Source organism: Methyloglobulus sp., assembly GCF_046714055.1.
Lineage (GTDB): Bacteria > Pseudomonadota > Gammaproteobacteria > Methylococcales > Methylomonadaceae > Methyloglobulus.
On sequence record NZ_JBKKBJ010000262.1, the window covers coordinates 1 to 12,514 of the forward strand.

A 12,514-nucleotide genomic window follows, 5' to 3' on the forward strand; every position below is an offset into this window, starting at 1 on the left:
GAATATCGTTTTAATCGACGCTTTAAGTCGGATGCGTTAGTGCCAAGATTAGTGCGTGCATCAGCCTTAACACCGCCGATGCCCGGACGGTTGCTAAAATTGGCTGAAGCTTATTGGTAATCAGAAAGCAGTTTAAGTAAAATGAAACAACAACGAAAAGCCATAGCATTAATTTCCGGTGGACTGGATTCCATGCTGGCGGCAAAGACCGTGATGGAGCAGGGCATCCACGTAGAAGGCATCAATTTTTTCACCGGATTTTGTGTGGAAGGCCATACCCATGCCATAAGAGCACGCGACAAGGCCAAACCGAAACGCAACAATTCCTTGTGGGTTGCCGAGCAATTAGGCATCAAGCTCCACATCGTCGATGTTATTGAAGAATATAAGAAAGTCCTGATTAATCCCAAGCACGGTTACGGTGCAAACATGAACCCGTGCCTGGATTGCAAAATTTTCATGGTCAATAAGGCCAAGCAATGGCTGGTTGAAAATAACTTTGATTTCATCATCACTGGCGAGGTGATTGGGCAAAGGCCGATGTCCCAACGGAAAGCCACCATGCCTATAGTCGCTAAGGAATCGGGTGCGGATGACCTGCTACTTCGCCCCTTATGCGCGAAAAACTTACCCGCAACCCTGCCAGAACGTGAAGGCTGGGTAAACAGGGAAAAGCTGCATGACATTACCGGACGGTCACGCAAGCCGCAAATGGCGATGGCTAAAGAGTTCGGCATAGCCGAATATGCCCAGCCAGCGGGAGGGTGCTGCTTCCTGACCGATAAAAATTATTCAGCAAAATTGGTCGATCTCTGGAAGGCACGGGATAGCAAGGATTACGAACTTGATGATGTCATGTTATTGAAAGTAGGCAGGCATATTCGCCCCAGGGCGCATTTTAAATTGATCGTCGCCAGGGAAGAAGGTGAGGGGCGCTTTATGCAAGGCTACAAAAAGGATTACATCAGTATGCTATGCACCAGCCACAGCGGGCCATTAGTGCTGCTGGATGGCTCGCCTTCCGCAGAAGATTTGTATTTGGCGGCAAGCATTACCGCACGTTACGGACAAGGGCGCGACGCTGAACAGGTCGATATGGCGATCATGGATAAAGATGGCTCGGAGCGGACTATCCAAGTCAAACCGTTAGCGGGCGAAAAGCTGCCGGAGGAATGGATGATATGAGGGAAGTACTGAATGCACGTCGGTTGTTGTGCCCTCTGCCGGTAATTCGCACGCAAGATAGGGTCAAACAACTACAGGCTGGCGACCAATTGGAAGTCATCTGCACCGATCCTGGCGTGATGCAGGATATTCCCGCGTGGTGCCGCATCAACGGCCACAAGGTTTTGGAAAGCAGTTCAGGTGGTCATGAGTATATTATCGTGCTGGAAGTGGGTGGTTAGCTTGCTTGAATGAGAGATTTAGCAAATTAATTCAAAGACTTTCCTGATTAGCAATGAATCTCAGCCAGCACCGTCCATACCGGCTTTGATGCCAATGGTCGTAGGGGCAATCCCTTGTGGTTGCCCTAAGGGCAGGCACAAGACCTGCCCCTACGTCACTGGCTGACTGAAGCACCTTGCTAATCAATAAGACTTTTAGGTATTTATTCGTACATTTATATTTTTAAGTGAGAAAACACCAACATGGCAGTAGGACAAAACGAATTCCCCAATATGCCAGAAGTGCCGGGCATAACCCTGGGAACCGCCTGTGCGGGCATTAAACAAACAGTAAAAGACGATGTTGTGTTGATAGCAATGGATGGACAATCGACCTGTGCAGCCGTGTTCACCCGCAACTCCTTCTGCGCCGCGCCCGTGCATGTGGCGAAAGCCAATATGGCGTATCAGCCCCGTTGGTTGCTCATTAATTCCGGCAACGCCAATGCGGGTACGGGCAAGCAGGGCATGGCAGATGCCCTCAAATCCTGCGCCGACGTTGCCGAGGTGGTTGGCGGTCAGGCCAATCAAGTATTGCCGTTTTCGACCGGGGTTATCGGTCAGCCTTTGCCCGTTGCAAAGATTACCGCCGCATTACCCGCTGCTTTTATCCAATTAAACGCCGCGAATTGGGACAAAGCGGCACGGGCAATCATGACCACCGACACCTTTCCCAAAGGGGTATCCAAATTTATTACGCTGGACGGTCAACCCATCACCATCAACGGCATTGCCAAAGGCGCAGGGATGATCCAGCCGGATATGGCGACGATGCTGGCGTTTATCGCCACCGATGCCAAAATCGCCCAGCCCTTGCTGCAAAGCTGTTTGGCGGTCGCCGTCGAGCGGTCATTCAACCGGATTACCGTCGATGGCGATACCTCGACCAACGATGCCTGCGTATTGATGGCAAGCGGCCGCACATCCGCACCGGAAATTACCGCTAGTAGTGAGCATTATCAAGTATTTTCCGATGCCATCGTGATAGTTTGCAAACAACTGGCAGAAGCGATCATTAGGGATGGCGAAGGCGCGACCAAATTGATGCGTATTGTTGTAGCGCAAGCGCAATCAGATGAAGAAGCCGTACGCGTAGGCAAAACCATCGCCCATTCGCCCTTAGTGAAAACCGCCTTTTTTGCCAGTGACCCCAACTGGGGGCGGATATTGGCGGCGGTAGGACGCGCTGGCATCGAAAATATGGTGCTGGAAGACGTACAGCTTTTTCTGGATGATGTCTGCATCGTCAGAAACGGCGGCTGTGCAGACGATTACACAGAAGCCGCCGGGCAGCGGGTGATGAAGCGGGAAGAAATCACCATCACCGTCAAATTGGGGCAGGGGCAAGCGGTTCAGGAAGTTTTGACCTGCGATTTTTCTTACGATTATGTGAGGATTAATGCGGAGTATAGGACTTGAGTTTTATTATGTCGCTAACACGACGGTTGATTTGATCGGGTTCTCGCACCCGAAGGCGAGTTTCTTTTCTTTGCGCGGCCAAAGAAAAGAAACCAAAAGAAAGGCCGCCCAGATGTCGCTTAATTCCTGCGCTCCGTCGTTTTTATCGGGGGTTGCCAAAAGGGACTCCTGTCCCTTTGGCAACGTGCGGCATCCCTGCCGCACCCCTACGGGCTATTCCCAATAAAAACGCCAGTTTTCGGCGCGGCATACGGGGAGCGGGTGTATAACTTGACTAATGGTTGGATGTTGGGGTTATAGTACCTCACCCCAAACTATCGCGCTAATTTGGAAAATAAAAGTTGTCTAAAATTTCTATTACATCAATAAAATTCACCAACTATAAAGCCTTTGGAAATTATTCCATTAGCCTACATGACACAAATATAATGGTTGGACCTAATAACTCAGGTAAGTCCACAATAATTAGTGCTTTTAGGATATTGGAGGTTGCGCTTAAAACAGCAAATGCGAAAAGCCCGACTCATGTGTCATCCTACGATGCTGGAACAACATTTGGGTACCGAATTTCAGAAACGAATTTACCCGTTTCTTTAGAAAACGTTCACACAGATTATTCTGACGATGACAGTAAAATCGAATTTCGATTATCAAATTCCAATAAGCTGATCTTGTACTTTCCTAAAGATGGTGGATGTATACTAAATTGGGATACGCACGGGAAATCGGTTAGAACACCCTCTGTATTCAGAAAAGAGTTTCCGTTTAAAGTTCAGGTTGTTCCCGTGCTTGGTCCTATTGAGCAAGAAGAAAAAATAGTTGCTGATGAAACGGTTAAGCGAAGCTTTGGTTCTCCACGAGCTTCTCGTCATTTTCGAAATTATTGGTACAAATATAACGAAGAGTTTGAAGATTTTAAAATAATGCTCGAGAAGACATGGCCTAGCATGTCTATCCAATTACCAGAGTTAACTTCCATGATTGAGCAACGTCTTGTAATGTTTTGTTCGGAGAATAGACAAGATAGAGAGATTTATTGGGCGGGATTTGGTTTTCAGATTTGGTGTCAACTTCTTACACATTTATCACGCGCGCACGAATTTAATCTTACTGTCATCGATGAACCTGAGGTTTATCTTCATCCAGATGTTCAGAGACAGCTACTCGGAATACTGAGAGATATCAAAATTGATGTGTTAATTGCAACACATTCTACAGAGATATTAGGCGAGGCTGATCCAACGGAAATCTTACTGATTGATAAAGCTTTGCGTTCAGCTAAAAGATTAAGAGATATCGAAGGTGTTCAACAAGCTTTGGATGCTATAGGTTCGGTACAAAATATAACTCTTACACAATTAGCAAGAACTAAAAAGGTACTTTTTGTTGAAGGAATGGGTGATTACAAGATAATTCGAAGATTTGCTAAAAACATGGGGTTTCAGGAGCTTTCATCAGGAGCTGATATTACACCATTTGAATCAGGAGGTTATTCATCTTGGGAAAGGGTCAGATCATTAGCCTGGGGCATACAAAAGACACTCGGTGCTGATATTAAAATAGACGCAGTTTACGATCACGATTTTTGGTGTGACGCACAAATTTTAGAAACTTTAAACGATCTAAAAAAACATCTTATTCTTGCGCATATTCATCAAAGAAAAGAGATCGAAAATTATTTATTAGACCCTAAAGTATTGGAGAGAGCTTTGCACTCATTAATAGCAGAAAGGAACCAAAGATCTGACACTACTATGCAAGTTGATGAATCTATTGAAAGTATATTGAATTCAATCACGTTTAACTACAAAATCGATCTACAAGCCCAGTATGTAGGGAAGTATGTGGACTATATGAAGTCAAAAGGTTGTCCTGATGATCAAAGCACATTAACCGCTAAGGCGCTTCACAACTTTGAACATCAATGGGATGTAATTGATAACAGAATAAAAATTGTCGGTGGTAAACAAGTTCTAAAGGATATTAGACGCTATGTTACTGAAAAATGGTCTGTCACTTTAACGGATATACGCATCATTGATGAGTTTAAAGAATCTGAAATTCCAGAGGATATGAGGAATTTAATTCAGATGCTTGAAACTTATAGACTCCAGCCATTTAAGAGTATTTAAAGACCATGAGACCTATAAAAGTTAGGGTTGATTAGCCGCGCAGAAGCTCTTTACTTGCCTGGTGTCTGGATGACTTGCGCGTTTAATCCGCCCAACTATGCTATGACAATCGCCCATTCCCGTATGCCGCGCCGAGCATCGCAGTTTTCGGCGGGGATAACCCGTCAGGGGCGATTCAGGGATGAATCGCGGTGATCGAGGGGCAGGAAGCCCCTTTGGTCACCTCCCGTTGAAAACGAGAAGCGCAGAAGATAAGCGGCATCCGGGCAGCCTTTTCTTTGGTTTTTTTCTTTTGCGGAAAATTGCTCCTGCATTTTCCGCATTCACCACATCCATGTGGCTTGGCGAAGCAAAAGAAAGAAACTCGCCCTCGGGTGCGAGAACCCGATTAAAATAATCGTCGCGTTAGCGACACAACATAACTCAGCTAATACTGCGTAAAATTAACTCTTTAACCGGGACGGTGTAATATAACCTAATCAATGGAGATTAAAACCGGAGCAGACAATGCAAACAAATAAAGAACTTTATCAACAACTGAGTCAATTATCGCCGCTAGAAAAATTACGCGCGGGCAAGTCCACGACGTGACCCAAGCCATTGGCTTGCTGGAGGATATGGTTGTCGGGGCTGTCGTTGCGTACAAGGCCTACGATGCCGACGAACTGTTTGCCGACAGCGGCGCAACGGCAGTTATCCCGTTGAAGGCCAACCGCATACGGCAACGGGACTTTGACCGACACCAGTATAAGCACCGTAATTTGATAGAACGGTTCTTTTGCCGGATCAAGCAATTCCGCCGTATCGCAACTCGCCATGATAAGCTGGCCTCGCGGTTTTCAGCTTTCATCGCATGGGCGGCGCCTTTCATTTGGCTTATTTAATTGTCAACAGACCCTAGTGTCTGGATTTTGGAGTCCACTTTACAATGTTAAGACTAGTCAATCTCTTGCATTCAATCCATATACTTTGGTGCCTTTCAATTGTCGAAAGCATAAAAAACCCGGCTATTTTGCAACAGCCGGGTTTTTGTTTTTTACAGCTAAGGCTAGAAAAGCAGCGGGCTTACATCATGCCGCCCATACCACCCATTCCGCCCATGCCACCCATATCTGGCATACCGTGGCCATGTTTATCATCAGCAGGCGCATCAGCGACCATCACTTCGGTGGTCAGCATTAAACCGGCAACCGATGCCGCATTTTGCAGCGCGGTACGTGTCACTTTCGCTGGATCCAGGATACCCATTTCGATCATGTCGCCGTATACGCCTGTTTGTGCGTTATAGCCGAAGTTGCCTGTGCCTTTTTGAACTTCGTTAAAGACGACAGAAGGCTCGTCGCCTGCGTTAGCTACGATTTGACGCAAAGGCTCTTCCATTGCACGACGCAAAATGTTAACTCCGACTGTCTGATCATGATTAGCGCCTTCAAGACCTTTCAATGCAGACAACGCTCGAACCAGGGCAGTACCGCCGCCAGCAACAACGCCTTCTTCTACCGCAGCACGGGTTGAATGCAGGGCATCTTCTACGCGGGCTTTCTTTTCCTTCATTTCGATTTCGGTTGCAGCACCAACTTTGATTACCGCAACACCGCCTGCCAATTTAGCCAGACGTTCTTGCAGTTTTTCTTTGTCGTAGTCGGAAGTCGCCTCTTCCGCTTGAGCACGGATTTGATTGACTCGGCCTTTGATTTGCTCTTCAGAACCTGCGCCATCAATAATCGTGGTGTTTTCTTTGGTGATCTGTACTTTTTTGGCTGTGCCCAATTGAGACAATTCCGCTTTTTCAAGGCTTAATCCCACTTCTTCTGCGATGACAGTACCGCCAGTCAGGACTGCAATGTCTTCTAGCATAGCTTTACGACGGTCGCCAAAACCAGGCGCCTTTACGGCTGCAACTTTAACGATACCACGGATAGTATTGACAACCAGCGTTGCCAGAGCTTCGCCTTCAACATCTTCCGCGACAATCAATAATGGACGACCAGATTTGGCAACGGCTTCCAGAATTGGCAGCATTTCACGGATGTTGGAGATTTTCTTTTCGTAAATCAGGATCAGCGGCTCTTCAAGCTCAACGCTCATGCTGTCTTGTTTGTTGATGAAGTAAGGCGACAAATAGCCACGGTCAAACTGCATACCTTCGACCACATCCAGTTCGTTGTCCAGACCTGAACCTTCTTCAACGGTAATAACGCCTTCTTTGCCGACTTTTTCCATGGCTTCGGCAATAATTTTGCCGACCGATTCATCCGAGTTGGCAGAAATCGTACCAACTTGCGCAATAGCTTTGTTATCAGCACAAGGCGCAGCGGATTTGACGATGGCATCAACCACTTTGGTGACCGCCAGATCAATACCACGTTTCAAGTCCATTGGGTTCATGCCAGCGGCAACCGCTTTCAAACCTTCATTAACGATAGATTGCGCCAATACGGTTGCAGTTGTGGTGCCGTCGCCAGCGACATCAGAAGTGTGCGACGCCACTTCCTTAACCATTTGTGCGCCCATGTTTTCGAATTTGTCTTTCAGTTCGATTTCTTTCGCAACCGACACACCATCTTTAGTGATGGTAGGGGCGCCGAAGCTTTTATCCAGAATTGCATTACGGCCTTTAGGGCCTAAAGTCACTTTTACTGCATTTGCCAAAATATTAACGCCACGCGCCATGCGGTTACGTGCGTCATCACCAAATAATACGTCTTTTGTTGCCATGTTCTATTCCTTATGTGAATAATTGATACGATAAAAAGGGGTTAGGCTTAGCCCAAAATGCCCATGATGTCTTCTTCACGCATAACGATAAGGTCTTCGCCATCGACTTTTACTTCGTTACCGGCGTATTTGCCGAACAACACCTTATCACCAACCTTGACTTCCAAGGCCCTTATTTTGCCGTTATCCAGTTGCTTGCCGTTGCCCACAGCCAGGACTTTGCCTTGGCTTGGTTTTTCTGCGGCAGAACCTGGCAATACAATGCCACCGGGTGTTGTTGTTTCTTCTTCAACGCGTTTGACTATCACTCTGTCGTGTAACGGACGTATATTCATCAATATCTCCTAGAGGTTAAATTAAGGGTTAATTATTGTTATTAGCACTCGCTAGTAATGAGTGCTAATAATAATGACCTTTTGCAGTCTGTCAAGTTCTTTGGCATCATCTTCTGCCAACTCTTACCAAATTATGACTTATGAATGACAACCAATTGCTGCGTTATAGCCGCCAGATCATGCTGCCACTTTGTGATATTGCCGGACAACAAAAGATATCCACTGCCCGTGTTCTCATTGTTGGCGCTGGTGGCCTGGGTTCTCCGGCGGCCATGTACCTAGCCGCTGGTGGTGTCGGTCACATCACTATTTATGATAACGACGAAGTGGATTTGTCCAATTTACAAAGGCAGATTGCCCATCACACTGACGATGTGGGGATTGATAAGGTAATTTCAACCCGCAATACGCTCAATCAATTAAATCCAGACGTGCGGGTTACGGCTGTTAAGCAACGATTGATGGGTGAACAACTGGAAACAGAAGTCAAAAAGGCGGATTTGGTATTGGATTGCAGCGATAATTTTGCGACACGTTTTGCTATCAACAAGGCTTGCGTGAGCTTCCAGAAACCGTTGGTGTCGGGGGCTGCAATCCGGTTTGAGGGTCAGGTAACTGTGTTTACACCGGGTAAAAATGATAGTCCATGCTATAACTGCCTGTACAAAAATGAAGGGGAAGAAATGCAAAACTGCGCCACCAATGGCGTGATAGCGCCCATTACGGGCATTGTGGGCAGCATTCAGGCATTGGAGGCAATGAAGCTTATCATCAACGCCGGTGAAACTTTGACCGGAAGATTGTTACTGATTGATGGACTAACCATGAACATCAAAACCCTGCGTTTCAAGAAAAACCCAAGCTGCCCAACTTGCGGCAACCTGTAACACACATAGGGAGACCTCTAAAAATTCAAAAATCTCCTTCGCCCATCAGTGAGAAAGCCGGGATGAGGGTTTTAGAATCACACATTAATTCCCTCACCCTAGCCCTCACCCTGAGGGAGAGGGTTTTAGAGATTCCCATAGATATGGATTATCAGGAAGTTGTTTTGCCCTTATTAAGCTGTTTTTTTATAAAAGCAATGACATTTTCTGCCAGATCGTTGACCAAAGAGGGACTATCTCCGTGCGGCTCGATATCGCCAAACGGTTTGCCGTCTTTTTGCGAGAATTTATAGATAAAATAACCCAACGGCGCAAAAGCGGCTGCACCGATAACAACTATCGCAATAAAAAGCCCTGTCACATCACCCATGATGCCTCCTCAACGCCTGTGTGTTTAAATTGTTTTTTAATGCTTAGGCGAAGCCTGGTAATACTCTATTTCTAACAAAAAAATAAAGCGGACTTCTTATGCCTAAAAATAACCCATTTCTCGGCATTTAAGCAGGGCTTATAGCAACAGTTGCGAAAAAAAAAAGTTCGTCGTATACTTACACCCAGCTTACTTGATCAAGCTAGCGTAATAAACAAAAACTTCTGGAGGTTTGCAATGAAATGGGAAACACCAAGCTACACTGACCTGCGTTTCGGTTTTGAAGTCACCATGTACATCTACAACCGTTAATAATAGTTGGTTCAGGTTAAAAAGGGGTTCGCTAAGAACCCCTTTTTTTTGCCTGGACTCGCCTAATGCCCTATCATTCTGGGAAGCATTGACGTATTGGCATCCATAACTATGAAAATCAGAATTCTAGGCTCAGGCGCGGGGGGTGGCTTTCCCCAGTGGAACTGCAACTGCAATAATTGCCGACGTTTGCGCCATAACGAAATGAACGGCAAAGCACGAACGCAATCGTCGATTGCCGTCAGCAGCGACAATAACAACTGGCTGCTTATCAATGCCTCACCTGATATTCGCGCCCAACTGGAAGCCTTTCCTGCCATCCAGCCTAAAGAAGGCCTGCGCGATACCAGTATTAAAGCCGTCCTGTTGATGGATAGCCAGATTGACCATGCCACGGGCTTGCTGATGCTGCGCGAAGGTAAACCACTGGACATTTACTGTTCAGAGATGGTCAAGCAGGATTTGACCAGCGGCTTTCCGATATTCAATATGCTGTCGCATTATTGCACTGTCAATCATCACCCCATTCCCGTTGATGGCAGCAGCTTTACCATTCTTGCCTTGGCTGATCTGCGTTTTTACACCCGCGCCCTGAAAAGCAAGGCTCCGCCCTACTCCCCGCATCGGCACGATCCGCATGAGGGCGATAATATTGGCGTGGTTATTGAGCAACAATCCACGGGCAAAAAAGTGTTTTATTCGCCGGGTCTGGGTGAAATCGAAGAACACGTAATGTCTGCCATGCAAACCGCTGATTGCTTGCTGGTCGATGGCACGTTCTGGACGGAAGATGAAATGATCGACCAACAAGTCGGTAAAAAACAGGCCAGCCAGATGGGACATTTGCCGCAATCAGGTAGCGGCGGCATGATAGAAGTCCTCAATAAGATACCGAATGCGCGTAAGATATTGATCCACATCAACAACACCAATCCGATTTTGGATGAAGATTCTGGGCAACGTAAAATACTCGATGTTGCTGACATCGAAGTCGCCTACGACGGCATGGAAATTGACCTGTAACTATGACGAACCCTGAACAACAACCCTGGAGCCGGGAAGAATTTGAAGCGCAGTTGCGCGGCATGGAGAAGTATTACCACATCAACCATCCGTATAACGTGCTGATGAACGAAGGCAAACTCAATAAAGCCCAAATTCAGGGCTGGGTTGCCAACCGCTTTTATTACCAAGTCAGCATTCCCAGAAAAGATGCCAATATCCTGGCAAACTGCCCAGACCGCGAAACTCGCCAACTCTGGGCGCAACGCATCCTAGACCACGACGGACAACCCGGCGAACCCGGCGGTATTGAAGCCTGGATACAATTGGGTATGGCAGTGAGCCTAACCCGCGAGGAAATCATCTCCGAACAGCATGTGCTGCCGGGAGTGCGTTTTGCCGTCGATGCTTACGTCAACTTTGCCCGGCAAGCCGAATGGCACGAAGCCGCCAGTTCATCGTTAACTGAACTGTTTGCCCCTAAAATCCATCAGCAACGCCTGGACAACTGGCCAGAACATTACCCCTGGATCGATAAAGACGGTTACGCCTACTTCCGTAAGCGTTTAAGCGAAGCCCGCCGCGATGTCGAGCATGGCCTGGCGATCACCCTGGACTGGTACAAAACCCGTGACCAGCAAGAGCGGATGATGAAGATATTGAAATTCAAGCTCGATGTGTTGTGGACGATGGCAGATGCTATGTATATGGCTTATATTAACGGGATGCCGCCTTATTTTAATGTTGGTGGGTAGGAACTTGTAGGGTACGCTGCGTACTCTAGTGGGCTAACTCATGCTAATGAATCGCTTGTACGACCCATCTGACGATCAACTTGTTTATCATTATTGTTCGGCGGAAACGCTGTGCGCAATCTTAGAGTCGAGGAATATCCGATTCACCGACATCAATATGCTAAATGATGAAACTGAGACAAGATGGGGTTATTCGGCATTTGAAGAGGCGGCGACACGACTTATAAAGCGTATTGATATACCAGACTCAATACCAGAAATATCCATCGATTTTTGTGATTCAGTAGATGGAATTCTATCGGGATCTCAACTAATTGTGCATCCATTCGTGTCCTGTTTCTCGTTGAATGGCGACAATCTTGGACAGTGGCGTACATACGCAGATGATGGGCGAGGATTCGCTATTGGGTTTCGTGCATCAATGTTGAAACAATTGCCTGTCACCATGCTTTCAGTAGAGTACGATAGAGGGGAGCAGGTCAAAGAAATGATGGCAGCATTATTAGCCATCCATGCACGAAAAAACTCAGAAGAAGAAAACGAACGAGGCGAATTTTTTGAGGATTGTGTTCTTACTGCTACATACTTTGCCGGACTTAAACATTCAGCTTTCCAAGAGGAAAAAGAAATTCGTTGTGTGCATGCTGTTAACGTAAAAATGGAAGAAGAAATTATGCACTTTGTAGATGCACCTAATGTTTGCGAGGACTGGAAAAGCCAACCTGTAAAATTTCAAGTGCAAGATAATCATCTTTGTGCTTACATGGATCTTCCATTTTGGCATCCAAATGGACAGCACCCTGTATCAGAAATTTTTTTGGGGCCAAAAAATCACAGTGTAGCTGCAAATGTATTACTTTACCTTGGAGGGTTAGGTTATTCAAATGTTGGCATTAAACGATCAAAAGTCCCTTATAGATAGCAAGTAGCCCGGATGGGGCTTGCGGAATCTGGGTTTTCGTGGCTTCGATTCCCCGTATTCCGCGTTGCTGCATACGGGCTACAGAGCTAATTGTTTAGTCCCACTATTAAGTGGTCTGGTTTATCACCAACTTAAAGAGGAAAAGCGATGGGACAAGTATTACACGGAACAGCCACGACCACGCACGCTACAAGAGCAAAAATACAAGCGTCTGAAG

16 protein-coding genes and 1 pseudogene are annotated in these 12,514 nt (G+C 46.5%); 11 read left to right on the forward strand and 6 right to left on the reverse strand.

The annotated features are described in order from the left end of the window. The 4 genes and pseudogenes from ACLQ6D_RS15580 to argJ all read left to right on the forward strand — a co-directional run. Positions 1 to 120: pseudogene (locus ACLQ6D_RS15580) on the forward strand (IS1595 family transposase); the annotation flags it as partial. A 21-nt stretch (positions 121 to 141) separates the two neighbouring features. After that, a complete protein-coding gene (locus ACLQ6D_RS15585; protein WP_411728231.1) occupies positions 142 to 1,185 on the forward strand; it encodes a tRNA (5-methylaminomethyl-2-thiouridylate)-methyltransferase in 1,044 nt (347 codons plus the stop codon). Then, on the forward strand, positions 1,182 to 1,406 hold the full coding sequence (locus tag ACLQ6D_RS15590) for a sulfurtransferase TusA family protein (protein ID WP_411728232.1): 225 nt from the start codon (positions 1,182 to 1,184) through the stop codon (positions 1,404 to 1,406). The genes ACLQ6D_RS15585 and ACLQ6D_RS15590 overlap by 4 nt, the downstream gene beginning before the upstream one ends. Positions 1,407 to 1,649: 243 nt before the next feature. Continuing rightward, entirely contained in the window at positions 1,650 to 2,864 is a 1,215-nt protein-coding gene (argJ, locus tag ACLQ6D_RS15595; protein ID WP_411728233.1) for a bifunctional glutamate N-acetyltransferase/amino-acid acetyltransferase ArgJ, read from the forward strand. 6 nt (positions 2,865 to 2,870) lie between these two features. Here the strand turns inward: argJ and ACLQ6D_RS15600 are convergent, their stop codons facing one another. Continuing rightward, positions 2,871 to 3,023, reverse strand: coding sequence for a hypothetical protein (locus ACLQ6D_RS15600; RefSeq protein WP_411728234.1), 153 nt, complete (start codon positions 3,021 to 3,023; stop codon positions 2,871 to 2,873). Positions 3,024 to 3,205: 182 nt separating this feature from the next. Between ACLQ6D_RS15600 and ACLQ6D_RS15605 the strand changes: the two genes are divergently transcribed. Continuing rightward, complete coding sequence (locus ACLQ6D_RS15605; protein WP_411728235.1) at positions 3,206 to 4,996, forward strand: ATP-dependent nuclease; 1,791 nt, start codon at positions 3,206 to 3,208, stop codon at positions 4,994 to 4,996. A 164-nt stretch (positions 4,997 to 5,160) separates the two neighbouring features. Here ACLQ6D_RS15605 and ACLQ6D_RS15610 read toward each other — a convergent pair whose 3' ends face one another. The 4 genes from ACLQ6D_RS15610 to groES all read right to left on the reverse strand — a co-directional run bounded on the left by ACLQ6D_RS15610 (position 5,161) and on the right by groES (position 8,049). Continuing rightward, positions 5,161 to 5,319, reverse strand: a complete 159-nt coding sequence (locus ACLQ6D_RS15610; protein ID WP_411728236.1) for a hypothetical protein — start codon at positions 5,317 to 5,319, stop codon at positions 5,161 to 5,163. A gap of 219 nt (positions 5,320 to 5,538) precedes the next feature. After that, a complete protein-coding gene (locus ACLQ6D_RS15615; protein ID WP_411728237.1) occupies positions 5,539 to 5,814 on the reverse strand; it encodes a hypothetical protein in 276 nt (91 codons plus the stop codon). A 247-nt stretch (positions 5,815 to 6,061) separates the two neighbouring features. Continuing rightward, on the reverse strand, positions 6,062 to 7,714 hold the full coding sequence (gene groL, locus ACLQ6D_RS15620; RefSeq protein WP_411728238.1) for a chaperonin GroEL: 1,653 nt from the start codon (positions 7,712 to 7,714) through the stop codon (positions 6,062 to 6,064). Between the two features lie 47 nt (positions 7,715 to 7,761). Beyond that, positions 7,762 to 8,049 carry a co-chaperone GroES gene (gene groES, locus ACLQ6D_RS15625; RefSeq protein ID WP_411728239.1) on the reverse strand — a complete coding sequence of 96 codons (288 nt, stop codon included), beginning with the start codon at positions 8,047 to 8,049 and terminating at the stop codon, positions 7,762 to 7,764. Between the two features lie 140 nt (positions 8,050 to 8,189). Between groES and ACLQ6D_RS15630 the strand changes: the two genes are divergently transcribed. Beyond that, a complete protein-coding gene (locus tag ACLQ6D_RS15630) occupies positions 8,190 to 8,936 on the forward strand; it encodes a HesA/MoeB/ThiF family protein (RefSeq protein WP_411728240.1) in 747 nt (248 codons plus the stop codon). A gap of 151 nt (positions 8,937 to 9,087) precedes the next feature. Here ACLQ6D_RS15630 and ACLQ6D_RS15635 read toward each other — a convergent pair whose 3' ends face one another. Further along, the gene (locus tag ACLQ6D_RS15635; protein WP_411728241.1) at positions 9,088 to 9,306 is read right to left on the reverse strand and encodes a hypothetical protein; all 219 of its coding nucleotides are present in this window, start codon (positions 9,304 to 9,306) and stop codon (positions 9,088 to 9,090) included. Positions 9,307 to 9,543: 237 nt separating this feature from the next. On the opposite strand from ACLQ6D_RS15635, the gene pqqA reads away from it, so the two are divergent. The 5 genes from pqqA to ACLQ6D_RS15660 form a co-directional block, all read left to right on the forward strand. Beyond that, positions 9,544 to 9,618, forward strand: coding sequence for a pyrroloquinoline quinone precursor peptide PqqA (pqqA, locus tag ACLQ6D_RS15640; RefSeq protein ID WP_006892363.1), 75 nt, complete (start codon positions 9,544 to 9,546; stop codon positions 9,616 to 9,618). Between the two features lie 111 nt (positions 9,619 to 9,729). Then, the gene (gene pqqB / locus ACLQ6D_RS15645; protein ID WP_411728242.1) at positions 9,730 to 10,641 is read left to right on the forward strand and encodes a pyrroloquinoline quinone biosynthesis protein PqqB; all 912 of its coding nucleotides are present in this window, start codon (positions 9,730 to 9,732) and stop codon (positions 10,639 to 10,641) included. 2 nt (positions 10,642 to 10,643) lie between these two features. Beyond that, positions 10,644 to 11,375 carry a pyrroloquinoline-quinone synthase PqqC gene (pqqC, locus tag ACLQ6D_RS15650; protein WP_411728243.1) on the forward strand — a complete coding sequence of 244 codons (732 nt, stop codon included), beginning with the start codon at positions 10,644 to 10,646 and terminating at the stop codon, positions 11,373 to 11,375. Positions 11,376 to 11,532: 157 nt separating this feature from the next. After that, positions 11,533 to 12,297, forward strand: coding sequence for a DUF2971 domain-containing protein (locus tag ACLQ6D_RS15655; RefSeq protein WP_411728244.1), 765 nt, complete (start codon positions 11,533 to 11,535; stop codon positions 12,295 to 12,297). Positions 12,298 to 12,316: 19 nt separating this feature from the next. Beyond that, positions 12,317 to 12,514, forward strand: a 198-nt coding sequence (locus ACLQ6D_RS15660) for a hypothetical protein (protein WP_411728245.1), incomplete at its 3' end; no start/stop codon positions are given.